Annotated in this window: 28 protein-coding genes; 23 read left to right on the top strand and 5 right to left on the bottom strand. The window is 36.5% G+C overall.

Translation table 11 applies throughout. The annotated features are described in order from the left end of the window. Nucleotides 1-7: 7 nt before the first annotated feature. The 23 genes from HUU81_RS08285 (at nt 8) to HUU81_RS08395 (ending at nt 15932) form a co-directional block, all read left to right on the top strand. On the top strand, nt 8-685 hold the full coding sequence (locus tag HUU81_RS08285; RefSeq protein ID WP_199611747.1) for a flagellar basal body rod C-terminal domain-containing protein: 678 nt from the start codon (nt 8-10) through the stop codon (nt 683-685). Next, complete coding sequence (flgG, locus tag HUU81_RS08290; RefSeq protein ID WP_199611748.1) at nt 686-1465, top strand: flagellar basal-body rod protein FlgG; 780 nt, start codon at nt 686-688, stop codon at nt 1463-1465. Then, nucleotides 1465-2358, top strand: a complete 894-nt coding sequence (gene flgA / locus HUU81_RS08295) for a flagellar basal body P-ring formation chaperone FlgA (RefSeq protein ID WP_199611749.1) — start codon at nt 1465-1467, stop codon at nt 2356-2358. Before flgG ends, flgA begins: the two co-directional genes overlap by 1 nt. Continuing rightward, complete coding sequence (locus HUU81_RS08300; protein WP_199611750.1) at nt 2345-2917, top strand: flagellar basal body L-ring protein FlgH; 573 nt, start codon at nt 2345-2347, stop codon at nt 2915-2917. Before flgA ends, HUU81_RS08300 begins: the two co-directional genes overlap by 14 nt. Before the next feature lies 1 nt (nt 2918). Further along, entirely contained in the window at nt 2919-4028 is a 1110-nt protein-coding gene (locus tag HUU81_RS08305) for a flagellar basal body P-ring protein FlgI (protein ID WP_199611751.1), read from the top strand. 6 nt (nt 4029-4034) lie between these two features. Further along, nucleotides 4035-4397, top strand: a complete 363-nt coding sequence (locus tag HUU81_RS08310) for a hypothetical protein (RefSeq protein ID WP_199611752.1) — start codon at nt 4035-4037, stop codon at nt 4395-4397. Further along, a complete protein-coding gene (flgC, locus tag HUU81_RS08315) occupies nt 4397-4795 on the top strand; it encodes a flagellar basal body rod protein FlgC (protein ID WP_199611753.1) in 399 nt (132 codons plus the stop codon). The genes HUU81_RS08310 and flgC overlap by 1 nt, the downstream gene beginning before the upstream one ends. A 2-nt stretch (nt 4796-4797) precedes the next feature. Next, complete coding sequence (gene fliE, locus HUU81_RS08320) at nt 4798-5094, top strand: flagellar hook-basal body complex protein FliE (protein WP_199611754.1); 297 nt, start codon at nt 4798-4800, stop codon at nt 5092-5094. A 1-nt stretch (nt 5095) separates the two neighbouring features. Then, nucleotides 5096-6502: a flagellar basal-body MS-ring/collar protein FliF gene (gene fliF, locus HUU81_RS08325; protein ID WP_199611755.1), complete on the top strand. Its 1407-nt coding sequence runs from the start codon at nt 5096-5098 to the stop codon at nt 6500-6502. Beyond that, on the top strand, nt 6489-6836 hold the full coding sequence (locus tag HUU81_RS08330; RefSeq protein WP_199611756.1) for a hypothetical protein: 348 nt from the start codon (nt 6489-6491) through the stop codon (nt 6834-6836). Before fliF ends, HUU81_RS08330 begins: the two co-directional genes overlap by 14 nt. After that, the gene (locus HUU81_RS08335; RefSeq protein WP_199611757.1) at nt 6826-7551 is read left to right on the top strand and encodes a FliH/SctL family protein; all 726 of its coding nucleotides are present in this window, start codon (nt 6826-6828) and stop codon (nt 7549-7551) included. Before HUU81_RS08330 ends, HUU81_RS08335 begins: the two co-directional genes overlap by 11 nt. A gap of 5 nt (nt 7552-7556) precedes the next feature. Beyond that, complete coding sequence (locus HUU81_RS08340) at nt 7557-8873, top strand: FliI/YscN family ATPase (RefSeq protein ID WP_199611758.1); 1317 nt, start codon at nt 7557-7559, stop codon at nt 8871-8873. A gap of 1 nt (nt 8874) precedes the next feature. Next, nucleotides 8875-9339 (top strand): hypothetical protein, encoded by a 465-nt coding sequence (locus HUU81_RS08345; RefSeq protein ID WP_199611759.1) that lies wholly within the window; start codon nt 8875-8877, stop codon nt 9337-9339. Further along, nucleotides 9326-10228, top strand: coding sequence for a hypothetical protein (locus tag HUU81_RS08350; protein ID WP_199611760.1), 903 nt, complete (start codon nt 9326-9328; stop codon nt 10226-10228). Before HUU81_RS08345 ends, HUU81_RS08350 begins: the two co-directional genes overlap by 14 nt. Beyond that, entirely contained in the window at nt 10225-10635 is a 411-nt protein-coding gene (locus HUU81_RS08355) for a flagellar hook assembly protein FlgD (protein ID WP_199611761.1), read from the top strand. Before HUU81_RS08350 ends, HUU81_RS08355 begins: the two co-directional genes overlap by 4 nt. A 9-nt stretch (nt 10636-10644) precedes the next feature. After that, the gene (gene flgF / locus HUU81_RS08360) at nt 10645-11811 is read left to right on the top strand and encodes a flagellar basal-body rod protein FlgF (RefSeq protein WP_199611762.1); all 1167 of its coding nucleotides are present in this window, start codon (nt 10645-10647) and stop codon (nt 11809-11811) included. 3 nt (nt 11812-11814) lie between these two features. Next, entirely contained in the window at nt 11815-12546 is a 732-nt protein-coding gene (locus tag HUU81_RS08365) for a FliM/FliN family flagellar motor switch protein (protein ID WP_199611763.1), read from the top strand. Between the two features lie 11 nt (nt 12547-12557). After that, nucleotides 12558-12872, top strand: a complete 315-nt coding sequence (locus HUU81_RS08370; protein ID WP_199611764.1) for a FliM/FliN family flagellar motor switch protein — start codon at nt 12558-12560, stop codon at nt 12870-12872. A gap of 4 nt (nt 12873-12876) precedes the next feature. Further along, nucleotides 12877-13164 carry a hypothetical protein gene (locus HUU81_RS08375; RefSeq protein WP_199611765.1) on the top strand — a complete coding sequence of 96 codons (288 nt, stop codon included), beginning with the start codon at nt 12877-12879 and terminating at the stop codon, nt 13162-13164. A gap of 6 nt (nt 13165-13170) precedes the next feature. Then, entirely contained in the window at nt 13171-13908 is a 738-nt protein-coding gene (gene fliP / locus HUU81_RS08380; protein WP_199611766.1) for a flagellar type III secretion system pore protein FliP, read from the top strand. 16 nt (nt 13909-13924) lie between these two features. Further along, nucleotides 13925-14626 (top strand): sigma-70 family RNA polymerase sigma factor, encoded by a 702-nt coding sequence (locus tag HUU81_RS08385; protein WP_199611767.1) that lies wholly within the window; start codon nt 13925-13927, stop codon nt 14624-14626. Between the two features lie 157 nt (nt 14627-14783). Beyond that, the gene (locus HUU81_RS08390; protein ID WP_199611768.1) at nt 14784-15197 is read left to right on the top strand and encodes a hypothetical protein; all 414 of its coding nucleotides are present in this window, start codon (nt 14784-14786) and stop codon (nt 15195-15197) included. A gap of 12 nt (nt 15198-15209) precedes the next feature. Continuing rightward, nucleotides 15210-15932, top strand: a complete 723-nt coding sequence (locus HUU81_RS08395) for a hypothetical protein (RefSeq protein WP_199611769.1) — start codon at nt 15210-15212, stop codon at nt 15930-15932. A 64-nt stretch (nt 15933-15996) separates the two neighbouring features. Here HUU81_RS08395 and katG read toward each other — a convergent pair whose 3' ends face one another. The 5 genes from katG to HUU81_RS08420 all read right to left on the bottom strand — a co-directional run bounded on the left by katG (nt 15997) and on the right by HUU81_RS08420 (nt 20449). Then, nucleotides 15997-18150, bottom strand: coding sequence for a catalase/peroxidase HPI (gene katG / locus HUU81_RS08400; RefSeq protein ID WP_199611770.1), 2154 nt, complete (start codon nt 18148-18150; stop codon nt 15997-15999). Between the two features lie 312 nt (nt 18151-18462). Then, entirely contained in the window at nt 18463-18987 is a 525-nt protein-coding gene (fldA, locus tag HUU81_RS08405) for a flavodoxin FldA (protein WP_199611771.1), read from the bottom strand. Between the two features lie 13 nt (nt 18988-19000). After that, nucleotides 19001-19282 carry a LexA regulated protein gene (gene ybfE / locus HUU81_RS08410; protein WP_199611772.1) on the bottom strand — a complete coding sequence of 94 codons (282 nt, stop codon included), beginning with the start codon at nt 19280-19282 and terminating at the stop codon, nt 19001-19003. 3 nt (nt 19283-19285) lie between these two features. Next, on the bottom strand, nt 19286-19504 hold the full coding sequence (locus HUU81_RS08415; RefSeq protein ID WP_199611773.1) for a DUF2788 domain-containing protein: 219 nt from the start codon (nt 19502-19504) through the stop codon (nt 19286-19288). A 165-nt stretch (nt 19505-19669) separates the two neighbouring features. After that, nucleotides 19670-20449: an alpha/beta fold hydrolase gene (locus HUU81_RS08420; protein ID WP_199611774.1), complete on the bottom strand. Its 780-nt coding sequence runs from the start codon at nt 20447-20449 to the stop codon at nt 19670-19672. Nucleotides 20450-20550: the final 101 nt, after the last annotated feature.

A 20550-nucleotide genomic window follows, 5' to 3' on the forward strand; every position in this document is an offset into this window, starting at 1 on the left:
GATTAAGATGAGCTCAGCAGAAATAATTTTAAATAGTATTCAAAATAATATTAATCAGGTTGAAGTATTAAGCCATAACGTTGCTAATGCAAATACACCTGGTTTTAAGGCAGCTCAGGTCTTTTCAGAGTTTAACAGCTCAGGAAAAGCAAAGTTGATTAATACAGTTACGAATAAAGCTGGCTCTAGTGTTGTTAATACAAATAGGTCGCTTGATATTGCTTTACTTAACCAAAACTTCTTGCAAGTTGAATATAACAATCAGTTGGTTATGACTAGAAATGGGCGCTTGCACATTGATAGTTCAGGCCAGCTTAAGCACTCTTCAGGAGCTTTTGTTATAGGTGAATTAGGACATATTCAATTGCCTGAAGGTGATGTACAAATCAATAACGCTGGAAAAATTTATGTCAATGGTGAGTACCTTGACAAGTTAGTTAGTGTAAGACCATCTGAAGGTACTACTTTAAATTCTATCGGTTCTGGTCTTTATTCACCGAATGGGAAAGTATCTCCACATATTAATGACTTTCAACAGGGGGCGATAAATTCTGCGAGTGTAGATGTGTCACAAGATATGGTTCGCCTTATTGAGTTATCTAGGCATACACAAAGTCTTCAAAAAGCATTACATGCATTAGATCAAATTTCTAATGCTGGTATTAACGAGTTAGGGAAAAAATAAATGATCGAGTCTTTATATATTGCTGAAACTGGCATGTCATCTCAGCAAAAGCTTATTGAGGTTATTTCAAATAACATTGCGAACTCATCCACAACTGCTTACAAAAAAACACAGCTAAACTTTGTTGACTTAGTTTATCAACAAGATGTTATTGCTGATTCAAATGATGGAACCATAAATCAAGCAAATAGCCACGGCGTTGGAGTGAAAGTATCCACAGATACTAAGGACTTTTCAGTAGGAGAGCTTAAGCAAACAGGTAACCCTTTTGACGTAGCTATTCAAGGAAGTGGTTTTATAGAAGTTCAAATGGAAAATGGAGACACGGCCTATACTAGGGCTGGCAGATTGCGACTAAATAGTGATGGTTATTTGGTTTCTTCTCATGGTTATGTACTCAGCGCAAGCATTCAGCTTCCTCCAGATGCATCAGATATGGCAATCTCAAATAGAGGTGTTGTGACTGCTCTAATAGGTAGCACAGGAGAGCGTATTGAGCTTGGGCAAATAGAATTAACTAACTTTACCAACCCTGAAGGGTTGAAAGTGTTAGGTAGTAATCTTTATAGCGGAAGCGAAAAGTCAGGGAATGTTCTTTATGGTTTACCTGGAGAAATGGGGTTAGGTGAATTATTACAGGGCATGACAGAGGTTTCGAACGTATCTATGACTGAAGAAATGGTTAACCTTATGCTCGCTCAACGAGGTTATCAATTAAACGCCCGTATTATTCAGGTTTCAGATCAACTTCTAGATACGATCAATAACTTACGCAGATAATGAAGTTATTATTCTTTATATCTTTTTGTATGTTGGCAAGTTGGAGCCTGCATGCATTAAGTTTTAAAAAGCCAATTAATAGATTAGTTGCGCCAGTCTATGTATCAGATATTGTTAAAACCAATGAGATTAATAAGTTAGATGGTGTTTTGTGGCCTGCGAGCATGCAAGGCTGGGTTTCTAGTGATGACGTTAAAGCTATTATAGGTAAGCATTCAAAAAAAATTGATTTGACTCGATGGCAGGGAGTTAAAAAGGCTTGGGTAGAGTGGTGTTACCCATTAGATATATCAGAATCTAATAAAAAGTTAAATATGGAAGTAGAACGACTGTTAGCAGAAAAAAAATTGAAACTGTTGAATGGATTGCGCATCAATAATAGTGATATTCCGTGCAGTAAATCGCCTACAAAAAATACTGAATGGATTAGTGCTCAATTGCTGAACCATAAAATCATAAGAGCTAAATTGAGCACCGACGCACAAGAAACATATGTATTTGACTTGCCTTTTGAAGCAAGTGTACAGGCTTATATGCTTAAAAGTAGTGGTAATAAAGGTAGTGATTTAAGTTCATTAAATATGTATCTAACTAATGTTAGGTGGACTGGTAAAGAAGTTACTGATCTATTTGATATTAGGAATAAGCACTTAATGAGAAATGTTACTGCTGGTGAAGTAATAAAGATTAGTGATCTAGCCGAAACATTGGCAGTAAATGCTGGAGATAAAATAAAAGTTAGATTAATGCATAACTCGATTGCTATTGAAACAAGTGGTAAAGCCATTACTAGTGGGCGAATTGGAGAAACGATAAAAGTGAAAATAAGTAATAGTAATAAAGCAATAGATGCAAGTGTTATTGAAAAAGGAGCTGTAAATGTATCTGTTTAAAGTGTTGCTTGTTGGTGTTTTGTTATTTGCATCCGTGAATATTAGTGCAACATCTCTCTACAATGAAAAAACGTTCAAGTCGCTTCATGCGGATAAGAAAGCGTTCAAAGTGGGCGACGGTATTACGGTTTTAATTTATCAAAGTGTTCAAGCTAAATCGAGCGCAGGGGAAGGAAGTAGTGGCGACTTCAAATTTAGTGGTGGAGCAACGGTGCAGGATAGAAATTGGAATGCAGGTATGAATTTAGGATCTTCAAATAAAGGTGATGCTGCAACCAACAGAAACGGCTTCGTACGTGCTCAGTTAACAGCAATGGTTGTAAATGTAGGTGATAATGGCCTGTTATTCATTGAAGGCTCACAAAAAATCACGGTAAATGATGAAGAGCAAATCATTGCAGTTAAAGGAACTATTAGAACAGAAGATATTAGCAATCAAAATACTATTGCCTCATATCGTATACAAAATGCAGAAATTGCTATTGACGGACAGGGTGAAGTTTCTTCAGGCAAAAATGGTAATGTCTTTTCAAGATTAGTGAATTGGATAGGTTTATAGCATGCGTAATGTATTTATTCTCGTGATGTTGCTTTTGATTTGTATAAGTAATGTGTTTGCCTCTGGCGTTAGATTAAAAGAACTTGCAAGAATTGAAGGTGTTCAAGATAACCCTTTAGTTGGTTATGGCTTGGTGATTGGCTTGTCTGGTACTGGTGACTCAAGCAATAATAAGGCGACGATTCAAACACTTGCTAATACTTTGCAAAGTTTTTCAATAACAATCAGTAATGACCAAGTTCGCAGCCGTAATATTGCAGCGGTTATGGTGACCGCTACATTACCTCCTTATGCTCAAAGAGGGGATAAGTTGGAGGTGAATGTATCATCTATCGGTGACGCAAAAAGTTTACAAGGCGGTACATTATTATTGACTCCACTTAAAGCTGCAAATGACCAAATATTTGGTTTGGCGCAAGGGCCTATTTCTGTTGGTGGATACCAATTTGATTATAACGGTAACAAAATTCAAAAGAATCATCCTACAGTAGGGGTGGTGCCAAACGGTGCAAATGTAGAAAAGTCTCTTGATTATAATTTTGATATGGAAAGTGAAGGCTTATCACTTGTTCTGCATCAGCCAGACTTTACAACAGCTCAACGAATTATTACTTCTCTTAAAAATAAATTTCCTGAAAGCCAAGTGCATTCTAATCACCCAGGGAAAATTAATATAGCACTAACATCTCCACAGCCTTTAATGAGTGTAATGGCTGAAATTGAGGCTTTAGAAGTAGATCCAGATACACGTGCTCGAGTTGTGGTGAATGAGCGAAATGGCACTGTAGTAGCAGGTGCAAGAGTCAGAATCGATGATGTAGTTATATCTCATGGTGCATTAAAGTTAAAAATAGTTACAAAGCATAGTACGTCGCAACCTTCAGGCTTTTTTAGTGAAACTCCTAATTCTATTGAATCTTTACGGGTGTCAAACAGTGAGATTTCGGTCGAAGAAGGCATGGAAAATAATATTCATGCTTTACCTGGCGCAAGTATTGGAGAGTTAGTTGATGCATTGAAAGCATTAAACTTATCAACCCGAGATTTAATATCAGTGCTCCAAGCTATAAAAAAAGCTGGCGCACTACATGCTGAACTAATTATTCAATAAGGGAAAATGATGAATGAAGTAACATTAGATTTAGTGAAGCTTTCATTAAATATGCAAACCATTAAACAATCAGTTGCAGCAAAGAATATTGCTAACATTGACTCTAATTCACGTATTACTGTTAATTTTGAAGATCTTATAACACAACTTGAGTCTATGTCAGAGTCACAAAAAAGTCAGTATGTAAAAGTATTAAATGAGAATACAGAGAATCTGAATAAATATATTCAGACAGATAACACTGAGCTAACAAGCATAGAGTCTGAGCATGCAGACTCTACTAAAGCAATGCTTGAGTATCAGGCAATGATTGAGGCATTAAACCGTAAAATTAGTATGAAAGCATTGGTAATGGGAGGAAGTAAATAATGGCCGTTACAGAAATTTTAAATGTTAGTGAATATGGTATGCATTATCAAAAAATGCGGATAGATGCAGCAACGTTAAATATCTCGAATGCGAATATAGTTCAGCCATCTGATGGTAAAGGCTTCAAGCCTTTAGAAGTAACAGTTAATCAAAGCTTCGAATCAACCTTGTTTGATAAATCTTCTATTGAATTAAAAGAAGTTGCGGTTACTGATAGAGTTGTATTTCAACCTGATCACCCTGCAGCAGATAGTAAAGGTTATGTTCGTTTTGCAAATGTTGATATGGCAAAGCAAATGGTGACACTAACTCAAGCAACAAGAGCCTACGAAGCAAATATTAAAGCTTTTAATACACAAATGAATATGTCGTTAAAAGCATTAGAGATTGGAAAATAATTATGCCTATTGAAGCAATTGCCCAAATTGGAAGTTTGGAAAGTCTTCCAAATCTAAACAATATACAAAAAGCACCAAGCCAAAATTTTGAAAAGTTATTTTCAAATGGAATTGAAAGTCTCAATGAGAATCTATTGAAAGCTGACTCCGTGTTGCAGGATATGGCAATGAATAAGCCTGTTAGTGCTCATGAAGTTATGTTGATCATGGAATCAGCAAAGATGGATTTGCGACTTGCTGTAGAAGTAAGAAATAAGCTTTTAGAAGGATATCAAGAAATCATGAGGATGCAAGTTTAAAATGGTTGATGTAATAAATGCTTTAGAGCCAAAGCGCAGACTGGCTTTTTATGCTTCGATTACGCTATTGATAGTGTTCTTTATCTGCAGTGTAGTTTGGTTAATGTTACCGAAGTATGACAGTTTATTTGAAGGTGTAGACGAGGAGTCTGCGGCTAAAATAATAGGGCACTTAGAAGAACAGAAAGTAACGTATGAGGTTAAAAATACAGATACTGGCAGTACCATACTTGTACCTAGCGAGCACGTAGAGAAGCTGCAAGTCACTTTAGGGGCAGACCTTGGGTTGCCTGAAGTAAAAGGGCTGGAGTTATTTGATAATGCTGATTACAGTATGACTGACTTTTCTCAAGATGTTACATATAAACGTGCAATACAAGGCGAGCTGGCAAGAACTATTACAAGTATGCCTGGTATAAAAAATACCCGAGTACACGTAACTTTTGCACCTAAGAGATTGTTTCATGCTGATAAGAAGAAAGCAAAAGCGTCTATCTTTATTGAGCAAAATGAGGAAGTAACCCTCAACCCAGCACAGGTTAGTGGTATTAAACGTCTTGTGGCAAATGCAATTGAAAGCTTGGATGAATCAAATGTATCGGTATTTAATAAAGACGGTACAGAGCTTGATGCATCGGATAAATTGAATTTAGCAAATCAGATTGATAAAAAATATGAGGCTAAAACTTTAGTTGAAGCGAATCTAACGGAGAAAGCTTATCGATTATTAACGCTGTTTATATCACCAGAAAAAATAGCTGTTTCAGTTGACGTTAAGATGAACTTTGATCAAAGACGTAAAACTAAACAAGGGTATGCTACAAATGCCGATGGTGAGGGATTAGTTGTTCGTCAACGTGAAATAAATACAGAAAAACAAGCTGTTGATGCAAAAATTAACTCATCTCCAGTATTTACCAAAGAAATGGAAAAAGAATTTACTCACGGTCAAGAAATGGAAGAAACCGTGTATTCATCTGGTGAAGTTGTGCAACTTAATGTTGGTATTGCGATAAGAGAATCACTCACTTCAGAGCAAATCTTAAAAATCAGAGAAATTATTAGTGTGGGTCTTGGTATAAATACTGCTCGTGGAGATAGATTGGCACTTGAAGTATTGAATTTACCGCCAGTATCAGACCTAAAAAATGTTAAGAATGAAAGTGTAGTAGCAACACCTCAAGCGCTGAATAGCTCACACATTGATTCTGATACTTCGATGAAAGATCAGTTTAATAACTTATTTATTAATAACCCTGTTTTTTGGCTGTTATTGTTATCAATTCTTGTGGCAGTAGGGGGGATAATAAAACATAAACGTTCCGCCCAGTTAAAAGAAAGACGAGCTTTATTATTAGAGTTTCAAAGCTGGCTTAGCAAAGAGGAACAAGTAAATGGAAAACTTTGATCCTGTTAAAATGCTCTCACTTAAATTAACTACTTTAACTAAGCGAGATCAAGCTTGGCTATTAAGTCAGATACCTGAGAATAATCGTAAGAAAATTACAAGTTTTATGAAGTTAGTAGCCAACCTTAAGGGCGCTGATAAGCGTACACTGGCGAAGCATTTACAACCAGACAGTAAAAATATTTCAAGTCAGAAAGGTAAAGCTGCAGCTCTAGAAGTGAGTCAAGAATTAAAGGAACATATAAATTTTCTAAATAACAACTCTCATTTAGTGAGTAACCACGCTTTAAGTATTGTTACAGAAATTATTAATGGTGAGCGCGGTGAAGATTAATAGACAAATTGATGTGATAGGCAGTATGCAATCATACATCCCTTTATCTGAGGAAAAAGCAGCAAGCAATAATGCTCACTCTGCTGAATTTAACGAAGCTTATAGTGAAGTACCTCAAGAGATAGACATTAAAGTGTTGCTTAATCAATTATCGGAAATTGACAGAAAATCTCTGTTAAAAGAGATATTTAGTGTTGAGCTTTCACAGTTAGAATCAAATGCTAAGAATGAGGGCTTTAATGCTGGTCAAGAGTTAGCTCAGAGCACTATGCAATCTCAGTTATCAGATCACCTTTGTGAGTTAGACCAACATATAGATGATTGGTCAAACATGATAAGTAAATTCCAATCAAATCATGAGTGGATAATTAAAGATCAAAAAATATTTAACAGTATTCTTTTTCAAGCAGTAACTAAACTGCTCATTAAAGAAATAACAGATGATGAGTATGTAGAAAACTTAATAAAAAGCCTGATAAGAAATCACGCAATGCATGATCCTAAAAAAATCATAATAAGTTCTGAGCAGTATAAGCAGTTAGTGCGTCTTGATAAACTCAATGATTTATCTTCTGAAATACAGGTTGTAGCTGATGACTCTATTGGTATAGGCAACTTTCGTCTTGAATTAGATGTAGGGAGCATTGAGCACAAGATGGATGATGCGTTAAATGAACTTAAAGTTGGCTTACTAAAATTGGCAATGGCAGATTAGTTAGAATGATTTCTTCTGATGTATATCAAAACTTAATTGATAGCATAGATGCTACAACTTCAGTTGGAAAGGTAGTTCAGTGTATTGGTTTGATTGTTAAGGCCAAATGCGGATTAGCTAGTATTGGAGAAATATGTGAAATCTCATTATCAAGCAGCAGTAATAAGGTTGTTCTTGCAGAAGTAATCGGATTTGATAGCTCAGCGATTTTGTTAATGCCTTATTATGGTTCAAAAAGAATCACACAAGGTGATACTGTCAAGGCCACAGGAAAAATGGCTAAGGTTAAAGTATCAGATTCTCTAATTGGTAGGGTAATTGATGCGTTTGGTAACCCATTAGATACTGCGCCACAGCTTAACAACCTTGTGGATATACCTTTACACAAAGATGTACAAAACCCACTAAAGAGAGAGCCTATTGTAGAAGCTATATCAACTGGTATTAAAGCTATTGATGGTTTTGTAACTATCGGAAAGGGTCAGCGACTAGGTCTAATGGCCGGTAGTGGGGTTGGAAAAAGTGTTCTGCTTTCTTCTATCTGTAAACAAGTTGATGCAGATATAAATGTAGTGGCTTTGATTGGCGAACGAGGAAGAGAGGTAGAAGAGTTTGTATCTACAACGCTTGGTGAGGAAGGGCTGAAGAATTCTATAGTTATCGCAGCAACAGCTCAAGATTCACCCTTAGTCCGGATTCAGGCAGCCTATAGTGCCATTGCAATATCAGAGTATTTTGCCGCCAAAGGTAAAAATGTTTTTTTGACGATGGACTCTATTACTCGATTAGCAACAGCTTTGCGTGAGGTTGGGTTAGCTGCAGGCGAACCACCAACAGTTAAAGGTTATACACCATCCGTGTTTTCTATTTTACCTGACCTTATCGAAAGATGTGGAAACTTCAAAAATATTGGCTCAATAACAGCAATTTTTACAGTTTTGGTAGAATCAGATGACTTTAATGATCCTGTAGTTGACTGTGTGCGGGCTATTCTCGATGGGCATATAGTTTTAACTAGAGAGTTAGCAGAAAAGAGTCATTATCCAGCAATCGACATCTCTAAAAGTATTAGCCGACTTTACCATCAAATTAATAATAAAGAAGTTATATCAAGTGCAGCTCGATTAAAAAAGATCTTTATAGATTATCAGCAAAATAAGGATATTTTAGAATTAAACTTATTCGATACGGGAGACTCTTCAAAAAGGGACGAATTATCAAGTAGTTGGCAAAAACTTGAGTTGTTCTTAAAGCAAGAGATCGACGAATCCTTAAGCTTAAATGATACTCGCCAACAACTCTTAGCGCTTAAGGAAGAGTAATATGTCAGAACAATTAGTTAAAAAAATTAAACAGGTTTCTTTTTTTAAAAAATTTAGTGAACACGAAACAGAAACGCTAAAAAAATTGTTAGTTGAAACTTTAGATGATTTAAAGCCTATTCAGGCTGAAATTAAAATGCTGGAAAGTAATCGTGAGAGTATTCTAAATATAGCTAATCGCTATCTTAATTCGGGCATAGTATGCCCTCATCGAATTAAAGGAATTCACAAGGAATTAGAGCAGAATCAATCTAGAAATGAAGTATTCTCCGAACAAGAAAAGGCCCTACTTGTGGAGTGTGACTCAATTAGAAAAAAGTTACTTAATTCAATTTCGCAAACTAATGCTATGGCATCTAAGGAATTACTAGAAACTCAAAAGCTATGCTTTGAGAAAGAAAAAAAGTCTGATCAATACATGCTAGATCTATTTATGAGTAACAGGGGACACCATGGATATAAGTAATGAAATTCCTGAGAAACTAATTGCATTTGTAGATCACAGAGTTACTGAGTTAACGCCTACTAAGCAAAGCTTTGAAGATATATTTTCTCAAAGCAATCATAGAGATGTTGATGTTAACTTGGAAATTAATCAAAGTGATGTGGAAATTGCTTCAAATAAAGCGCTAGCGCAGTTACCAGGCAATTATTTTGCTCATGTGGAGTTGAGTCAAAATATCAATAACAGACTTTTGGGTAGCACTACATTAATATTAAGTGACTCTCCAGCTGCGCCGGAATTTAGAGAAAATCAAACCTTAATTTATTCTAATTTTGTTTTGAGCGAAGGGTACACTTACCTAACACCTGTTATCTCTACAATTAATATTAATACATCTACTTCTAAAACTGACTCTTTATCGGTACGTTTAATGGAGTTTGGAGCCATAGGGAATGGGTACTTGTCGTATTTTCATTCTAATAGTAAGGCTATAAGTGCATTTATCAATTCACATAAGCAAATCAAAAATGTGCCACTTCCTTTTGCAGAAATGCAAAATAACTATTTACAAAATAACTCTTTTGATAGGGGGCATGCCGTTAAAAGTGTAGGCGACATTAACCTCAACCATACCTCTTTAAGGGTGAATGGTGTAAAAAATCAACTGACCACTGAAAATGTGAAATTAATTTCAGCGGTACAACCTAAAGAATACACAAAGAATAATCTTTTAATTACTGATAATGAGCTTGGTCGCACAATTTGGTTTAGAGATTATGGTGTAAATGTTGAGCAAAAACTAAGTATTAAAGAAAATATTATTAACAGCCAATATGTCAAAGAAAACCATATAAATAGAATTTTTATTAATGGTGAACTTCTGTGGCAGAGAAAGGAGTATCAGAAATGATTGAAGCAATAGGAGGGAATATTTCCCTCGAATCTCAAAACCTTGAGAATTCTTCAATAGGCCAAGAAGATTTTATCAAACTTTTTTTGGCTCAGTTAACAAATCAGGACCCAATGGAGCCTGTGGATAATAGCCAATTTTTAGCCCAAATGGCACAGTTTACTAGCCTCGAGCAGTCACGTTTACTAAACGATAACATGACTAATTTATTAGCTATGAATTCCTCAAATCAAGGAGTGAATTTACTTGGGAAGAATGTATCCGTTCGAAATGGTGTGGGTAGTTTTGAAGGCACTGTAGATGGTGTTCACTTTAATCCACAAGGTGTGAGTTTGACAATTAAGGGTAGTGACGGTCAATTTTTATCAGATGTATCTCTAACAGATATTAGTTTGATTAGAGAGTAAGGGAAATCAATGTTTCAATCATTTTTTACAGGCCTTTCAGGCATGTTTTCATTTTCAAAAAATTTAGATAATGTTAGTAATAACATTGCCAATATGAATACCCCAGGCTTTAAAGGTAGTGACACCTTTTATAGTAGTTTAACTTCTGGCAGTAACTCATTCGGAACTCAAATTTCGGGCGAATCACAAAGGTTTAGTACTGGTGAAGTTAGACAAACAGGCAACCCTGGCGATATAGCGATAGGTGGTGAAGGCTTCTTCATTTTATTGAATGAAGGTGAAGTTCAATACACTAGAGCAGGTCAATTCAAGTTTAACGATGATGGTATCCTTATAGACTCTGTGTCTGGTGGGGAAGTTGCATCTGTCAATGAAAGTGGACAGCTTGAAGTGATTAATATCTCTAACGCTAGAGTGCTTGCTCCTCAAGCGACTTCATCTATAAACTTTAAAGGAAACTTATCATCTGATATGACTTCACATGATGTTTCTGGCATTAAAGTATTTAATGCTTTAGGTGAAGAGCAAGAGCTATCGGTTTCATTTACTAATAATACAGCTGTCGAAAGTGGTAGTTGGTTAGTAACAGTAAAAGATAGCAATGGTGTTGAGCTTCACTCGGGTGAAATTAGATTTAATACAAACGGAACTCCATTATCCCCTCATAACACATTGAAATTTGAAACAACAGATTCTAATGGTGGCAAGTCTGAAATTGCAATGAACTTTGGTAATAGCAATGAGTTTTCTCATGCTACTTCTGTGTCTGGAGGTAATAGTTCAACAATTCAAGCAACTGTTGATGATGGTTATGGTATTGCCTCTTTGACTACAATCGACTTTTCTTCAGATGGAACGCTAAAACTAAATTACTCTAATGGGCAGATAATTGATGGTCCATCAATAGGACTTGCTAATTTTTCTAATTTATCGGCTCTTGAAGTTGTTGAAGGTAGTGTATTCCGCTCGAGTAGCGATAGCAGTAGAGTATTAGGCAAGCCTGGTGAATCAGGTATGGGTAATATCATGTCAGAAAGTATCGAATTATCAAATGTTGATCTATCAAGAGAGTTTGCCGATATGATCATAATTCAGCGTGGCTACCAAGCAAGTTCAAGAATTCTAAATGTCTCAAACGAGCTATTAGATCAGTTGTACGAAAATACTAGGGGTTAATCGATGACTTCTAACTCTCTCTCAGTAATTAATGGTTCATCTCGCGCTGAAATTGAGAATCATTTAGTTTCTAAGATAGATGCATGGGCATCGAAATGGTTTCTATTAACTCCTGAAGTGAACTTTGAATTTAACGATAAACTTTTTTCTTTTGAGTTCGCCAATGACACAGACACGGTATGGCGAGTAGCTGATGGACATATCGCCTTTTCAAATGTTTCTTCGAGCTTCCTCTCTGAATCACTTCTCAATATGAGTGGATATGCTGAAGCACAAAAAGATATTGTATTCTGGGAAGAATTAAAAAGAAGTTTTGAAACTAGCTTCGTAGATGATTGTTTAAAAGGTGAAGTAAAAGAAAAGGTAAATACGAAAAAATTAAGCATAGCTTTAACTGCAACAATATTGGTTGGTGAAAAAGAGCTTAGATTAAAATTTGATATTAATACTTTGGTAAGTATGGGGCTAATGAGTAAGAAATCACATGTAGACCCTAGCGTTAAAATTGTCAGTATTGAAAATGCTCTCATGCTTAATAAAGTGAGGTTACTAGCAAAGCTAAAGGCAGTTGATATTACTTTAGAGCAGCTAATAAATTTAAAATCTGGTGATTTTATTAAATTAAATCATCCACTTGAAGCTCCAGTCATTCTCCAAGCCCCAAGTGGCTCGGTAAATACAAATGCCTTTTTAGTTAAGAATGCAAATATGAAAGCATTATTTTTTAGTAAGTAGGAATATTAGTTATGAAAGAAAAAGATGTTGCACAAAGAATAGAGTTATCAGAAGCAGATGCAAATCATGTTGGTGGTGATGCACTGTTAACTCACAGAGATTTCAGTTTAGTTAAAAGTATGCCTGTTTCGGTAGAAGTAAAACTTGGAGAGCTTGAGATACCAATTGAAAAGTTATTTTCATTGCGAGCAGGTGAAGTATTGAAACTTGACAAAGAAGTGAATGAGCCTATTGAGCTAATACTCAACGACAAAATTGTGGCAACAGGAAATCTTATTGCTATTGACGGTTTTTTTGGTATTGAGATAGCAAAGGTTCAGGAATAAAGCAGTGGACAATATTGAATTTAAAAGCGAAACGATTGTGTCATTTGAACAATTAGCTTTCTTATTTATTTTCATATGTGTTTTGTTTGCTCTAAGCCTTTTATTTAAAAAACGAAAGGCAGAACTTAAATCATTTTTTAATAGTTCTCGAAAAGAGCAAATATGTAATGTAACGGTCCAAAAATTACCTAACAATGCTTTTCTTTATAAGCTTGATGATGAAGATCACGAGTATTTAGTATTTAGATGTAGCGATGGTGTAACCGTAGTAAGTAATCATTCAAAAAAGTAGTAACTAATGATTAAACAAGCCCTTATGCTGATTTTGCCTCTGACGCTGTTTTCGTCGAGTGCAGTTGGGAGTGAAAGCATAGTAACTTTATTAGAAAATAGCTCTTGGATAAATGATTTAGCTCCAGAGTTAAAAATTCTATTTACTCTGACAGCATTATCAATTCTTCCTGCATTACTAATCGCAATGACTGCATTCACACGCATAGTCATTGTGTTATCCCTATTGCGTCAAGCACTAGGCTTAATGCAAACACCGCCAAACGTAGTGATAATCACATTAGCATTCTTTTTGACCTGGTTTGCCATGCAACCAGTATTTAATAAGGTGAAAGATGATGCAATTACACCTTATTTAAAAGAAGAAATCTCTGCCTCATTAGCGTTAGATAATGGGATACAGCCGTTTCGTCAATTTATGATAAGCCAAACTAAAGAAGAAGACTTTGCAGCTGTTTTGGATATGGCTAAACATCCAGTTCCAAATTCTGCTGATGAAATAGAAATACAGCATCTAATTCCCGCTTTTTTATTAAGTGAATTAAAAACAGCTTTTCAAATTGCTTTTGTAATTTTTATACCTTTTCTGCTAATTGACTTAATTGTTGCAAGTACATTAATGGCTCTCGGAATGATAATGGTACCGCCAATCTCAATTGCGTTACCAATTAAAATAATGTTATTCATATTGATTGACGGTTGGACGTTAGTTACTCAGTCATTGCTGGGAAGTTTTCTCAGTTAAAAGTGGTTATTGAAGTATGGATGCCGTATTAATATCTGCTGAATCTCCAGCAGAGTCACCAATCCTTATCAGTGAACAGATATCAACTAGTCCACAGGAGCTATTCAATCAGAATTACCAGTGGGCTAAGTCTGTAGCATATAATATGTTTGCCATGTATAAAGTTGATGGTGTGGATAGTGAAGACTTCGTTCAATACGCTTTAATTGGTTTACTTGAATCATGCAATAATTATGACTCGACAATAAATGTTCCGTTTAAATTATATGCAATAAAACGTCTCAGAGGTGAAATTTTAAACAATATTCTTAGATTTAGTGAAAAGGCGTATGCAAATAACATTTATAATAAGTTGGTCAAAGAACGTATTACTCTTTCAGAAAACCAGACAAGACAACATAATGAGCCGACTTCCCTGATCGTAGAAACAATACTCGATCTAGCAGTAGGTTTTTTGTTGGAAGAAAGTGTTGATGAAAATAATAGTTCTGAGCTATGTGGTGTTGATCTCACTTCACCAGAGCTAAAAACAATGACTAGCAGGATCTATGGGTTAGTAAATAGTCTGCCTGACACCTTGAAAAAGGTTATTAAATTACATTACCTTGAATATAAAAGCTTCACAGAAATAGCTGTATTGCTAAATTTAAGTTTGGGTCGAATTTCTCAGGCTCATAGCCAAGCGATCTTTATACTGCGTAAAAAACTTAGGTGGTAGGGCTAGATAATAACTAGCCCATATAACCAAGTTAATTAAACAATATCAAAACGATCTCCAGCACATCTAAATAGTTTGGCTGAAGCCTCAAAGTCCATAAACAAAATTTCTAACTCTGAGTATGAGCAATACTTGTTAAAATTATTGTAAGGTAAAAATGATTGATAAATTAATAACAGCGTTGGGGAAGTCTTATAGTGACCCTTTGTTGAGTGATGCTTTAAGTGTATTAGAGGTTGATATAAGTAATGAACTAATTCTTCCTGATAATGAATACAGAGTTTATGTTGAGAGACCAGATTATGGTCTTGCATTAACGTTTACAGATGGCAGAGTTTTCACAGGAGCTAAAGCTTCAAATGAACTTTATTTTAGTGGCCTTTTTATTTATTCCAGTGGAGTAGATGATTACTCACAGTTTGAGGGAAATCTACCAGCCAACATAGATTTCTTACATTCTCATCGTGATTTAGTGAAGAAATTTGGAGAACCTACGGTTAACTTATGGATAATAAAATCGCGGGCTTTATTTATTGCCGAAGCTTTTTTCGAGCATTCTAAGTTGTATTAAGGAAGTATTTAAGTGAAAACGATGTATTGCAATATCGTAGCTACGATTTTGTTTGTAACTGCCTCATTAAATGTTAATGCAGGCGTTATTATTAATGACACAGCAACTTTTGAGTTTGGTTATGATTTTGAAGGGCCACAAGATAGGTATCTTACAAGTGCTCAAGATAATGAAGGATATTTCATTGGTGAGTTAAGTTATGACACGATAACGTTTGGTGAAAGTTTTAAAGGTCAAACTATAAGTGATGATGGTATTTTTGAGTCACTCTCAACACTTAATGCAAGTTCATTAGAGCTTCAAACAAATGATATAGCTAAAGATAATATAGCCGTAGTATTTACAGACAACGCTGGACAGGCTGGAGTTTATGGAGGGAACGATAATATGCCAGGTACTGGCAGCATTGCAATGCTTTTCAACGATACGACTGATATATTCCAATTTATGTTATTTGATGGAAATTTCGGCGAGTTTTCTATCAACTTTTATAATGATAGTGCCAAATTATTAGGTAGCTTCACTCAAACTGCATCTGACTACACGCTTTTTGGGTATAAAGTTGAAAGTGGGGATCGCATAGCAGGTGTGACAATAACTAACAAAGATCAAGGAGGTATGGGCATAGGCTTTGTATATGAAGAAAAAATAGCTCGTATCTCTGAACCTCAAACCGTTATCCTTTTTTTCTTGTCACTATTAATGATTTTCCAGTTTACTAGAAAAAGTAGATAAGTACGGTATTAGTCCTTTAGCTTGGCTAGATTTGAAATCTAACCAAGCTAAAACTTTCTAGCAATTAGTTAATATCAAAACGATCTGCATTCATTACTTTAGTCCAAGCTGCTACAAAGTCGTGAACAAACTTTTCTTTGTTGTCGTCTTGGGCGTAAACTTCAGCATAAGCGCGAAGTATGGAGTTTGAACCGAATATTAAATCTACGCGTGTGGCCGTGTATTTTTGTTCGCCGCTTTTTCGCTCTACAATGTTGAAAAGGCCATTTCCTGCTGGTTTCCACTCGAATTTCATATCTGTTAGGTTAACGAAAAAGTCTGTGGTTAGTGCGCCAACATTGTCGGTAAAAACGCCATGACTCGTATTATGGTGGTTTGTACCAATCACACGCATGCCGCCAATTAGTGTTGTCATTTCAGGGGCTGTTAACCCAAGTAATTGAGTATGGTCTAGCATCAATTCTTCTGCGCTTACTGCGTAATCTTTCTTCAGCCAGTTACGGTAACCGTCATGAATTGGTTCCATAGGCTCAAATGACTCTTCATCCGTCATTTCACTTGTAGCGTCGCCACGCCCAGAAGAGAAGGGGACTTGCACATCAAAGCCTGCATTTTTGGCAGCTTGCTCAACGCCAAGATTACCGGCTAGTACAATCATGTCAGCGATACTTGCACCTACGTTATTAGCAATTTCTTCTAACACGTTAAGCACTTTGGCTAAACGTTGTGGCTCATTGCCTTCCCAGTCTTTTTGTGGGGCGAGACGAATGCGTGCTCCATTGGCACCACCACGTTTGTCAGAACCGCGGTAGGTTCTTGCACTATCCCAAGCTGTAGTCACCATTTCATTAATTGATAGTCCGCTTTGTTCAATCATGCGTTTAGCGCTATCAATGTCATAGCTTTTATTTCCAACAGGGATAGGATCTTGCCAAATCAAATCTTCTTCTGGTACGTCTGGCCCAAAGTAGTTCGATTTAGGCCCCATATCACGGTGGGTTAATTTAAACCAAGCACGAGCAAACACCTTTGAGAAATATTCGTGGTCATGACGGAATTTTTCCATGTACTCACGATAAATAGGGTCTACCTTCATTGCCATGTCAGCATCGGTCATCATCGGCATAGTAGGAATAGAAGGATCTTCTACGTCAACTGGCATATTTTCTTCTTTGATATCAACGGGCTTCCATTGATAAGCACCAGCAGGACTTTTAGTTACTTCCCATTCATGATCAAGTAACATTTCAAAATAGCCACCGTCCCACTTAGTGGGATCTTTAGTCCATGCGCCTTCAGGCCCGCCAGTTAGAGTATGTCGCCCTTTACCCGATTTATGCGGGTTGTGCCAACCGAATCCCATTTGTTCAACATCTGCGCCTTCTGGGGCGTCACCAAGTGCTTCAGGATCACCAACGCCATGGCATTTACCAATGGTATGGCCACCAGCAGTTAACGCAGCTGTTTCTTCGTCATCCATGGCCATGCGTTTAAATGTTTCACGCACATCTTTTGCAGTCAGACTGGGATCTGGCTTGCCGTCAACGCCTTCCGGGTTTACGTAAATTAATCCCATTACTACCGCAGCTAGCGGATTTTCAAGTGAACTACGGTCATCCTCTTCTTTGTAACGCTCATCGGTAAGCCATTCGTTTTCCGTACCCCAATATACATCTTTTTCAGGGTGCCAAATGTCTTCTCGCCCAAAGCTAAAACCAAAGGTTTTCAATCCAGCCACTTCGTACGCTGCATTACCCGCTAAAATGATGAGATCGGCCCAACTTACTTTATTACCGTATTTTTGTTTTAATGGCCAAAGTAGGCGGCGTGCTTTATCTAAATTTGCATTATCAGGCCATGAATTTAAAGGCGCGAAGCGAATATTACCTGAACCTGCACCGCCACGACCGTCAGCTAAGCGATAAGATCCTGCTGAATGCCATGCCATCCGAATAAATAGGCCAGAATAACTGCCCCAATCTGCTGGCCACCATTCTTGGCTATCTGTTACTAAGTTAAGCATGTCATTTTTTAGGGCTGCTATGTCAAGTTTGCTAAGTTCATCACGGTAGTTAAAGTCTTCACCATACGGGCTCGTTTTTGTGTCATGCTGATGTAAGATGTCTAGCTGTAATGTTTTTGGCCACCAACGTGTAACAGAGTTTTCATTTAGAGTATTCCCTCCATGCATAACGGGGCACTTATTTGCGTTGCTCATATTCAGATCCTATTTATATTTATTTTGAAATGAATGGACGAATGCCCAACTGCATCATTTGAGTAATACGTACATTTGAAGAATATAGTCACAAATAATTTTAATTCGAATAGAAATTAAAATTTAATCTGGCATTTTATTACTTTACACGTTTTGTCAGTTTATTAAAGTACTGAAATAAAAGAGTTTTATAAATATGTAAGTACAGGTTGAATAGGGGAGATATTGAGCGTTTTGCAGGCACAAAAAAAGTTGGCGTCATAGTCTAAAGTAGAAAATGAGTCACCAACTTTTTAGCGTTGTATTATGTGATTAAGCGAGTTCAGATAAACACATTTCTTCGTGAATTTGTGCGCACCACTGTTTAATGCGTTTTTCTGTTAACTCTGGCTGCCTGTCTTCGTCGATACCTAAACCTACGAAGTGATTTTCGTCTGCCATGCCTTTTGACGCTTCAAAGTTATAGCCTTCAGTTGACCATTGACCAACTAAGATTGCACCTTTGGCTTCTACAATGTCTCTTACCATGCCCATAGCATCTAGGAAGTATTCAGCATAGTCTTCTTGATCACCACAACCAAAAATAGCAACAAGCTTGTTTTCAAAGTCAATTTCTTCTAACTCTGGGAAAAAGTCATCCCAGTCACATTGTGCTTCGCCGTAGTACCAAGTAGGAATACCGAACAATAATAAATCAAATTCTGCAATGTCTTCTTTGCTGCTTTTAGCAATGTCGTGCACAGCCACCATTTGTTTGCCAAGCTGCTTTTGAATAAGCTTTGCTACGTGTTCAGTGTTGCCTGTGTCGCTACCAAAAAAAATGCCTACACTTGCCATTTGCTGATACCTTCTAATCTTTAAACGTTGTATATCTGTCTAATAAAATTGTTTCAATTAGCGCGCTTCTACTCATTTTTTGCTTATCTGCTTCTTCACTGAGCACATCGTACAAATGAGCCGATACTTTAAATTCGATGCGCTTTAATCCTTTTGCTTTATCTCGTTTTAGCTGATTGCGCTTGTTTACCTTTAGCTGCAATTCTCTTGGTAGAGGGTTTGTTTTTGGTCTGCCAGGACGTTTTTCATTTTCAAACAGATCGATAGTTGTGCGATCTTCAACATATTTGGCCATAGATTAAAGTCCAGAACCTTCCATAGATAACTGGATAATGCCTTTAGCAACAAAACCTGCACATCCTAAGAATAGAACTAACCACACAATTGCTCTACCAAATAGAGGCACATCACCTTTTTTTAATACATCGTGAATCGCCATCCCAATAAAGAAAAAAATGATAACGAAAAACAAGTTTAGACCTATGGTTTCAATCTGGTCGATGTATTTAGCGAACATTATGTACCTCGTAAAAATTAGGCCGCGAAATATAGCACAAAATATTCTGAATATTGAGTAATAATCACAATTTATCCACAATTTATGGCGGCACTAAAGCTTTACTCTTTCAGTTTTGATTTAGATCAATCAGGCCACTGTTTGATTTGCCTTATTTAATTTTAATTAAGATTGTAAAAAACGTTCAACAATTTGGTTGAATGCTACTGGTTTTTCAGCATGTAGCCAGTGCCCTGCATTGCTAATAATTTTGGCTTGGGAATTAGGGAAAAGCGAAGTGATAACATCGCGATGTTCAGCGGTAATATAGTCTGAATTCTGGCCCTTTATAAAAAGTACGGGTGCGTCGAAATGACGATATTCATAAGCATCAGATTCATCAAAACCGATAATGTGCGAGTAGTTCTGGGCAAGCCCTGCCAAGTTAAAACGCCAACGAAATTGTTGAGTTGCTTCATCTTTTACCAGACTTTTAAGTAAAAACTGTCTTACGCCTAGCTCATTAATTGATGTAGACAATTGCTTATCTGCATCATTGCGCGATGCTAAGTTTGCCAAATCAACTGATTTTAATGCATTGATAATGTAAGTATGGCGGTCGTTATAAACCACTGGAGCAATATCGGCACAAATTAATTTTTTAACACTTGAAGGGGCTGAAAGTGCAAGGGTCATCGCCACTTTTCCGCCCATAGAGTGGCCTAGTAAATTAAACGTATCGATACCAATGTGATTCATGGTGTCCATCACGTCGTTAGCCATAGATTGATAAGTAAATTCATCACTATGAGGAGAACTGCCGTGATTAGTTAAATCTATATTAATTACTTGATATTGCTTTTCTAGGTGGCGCTGAATTGTGCTTAAATTTTCAAGGCTGCCAAACAAGCCATGCATTAATACCACTGGTTCGCCAGTGCCAGTTAACTTGTAATTTAATACCATTGTATTTATTACTCTCTTTTTAATCTTTACTCAGAAGGTGTATCCAAATCTGAGCAATTATTAGCTAATGTTATTGGTGAAGAAAACATCAGGTAAATCGA

Origin of the sequence: Flocculibacter collagenilyticus (assembly GCF_016469335.1) — a bacterium.
Classification (GTDB): Bacteria; Pseudomonadota; Gammaproteobacteria; order Enterobacterales; family Alteromonadaceae; genus Flocculibacter; species Flocculibacter collagenilyticus.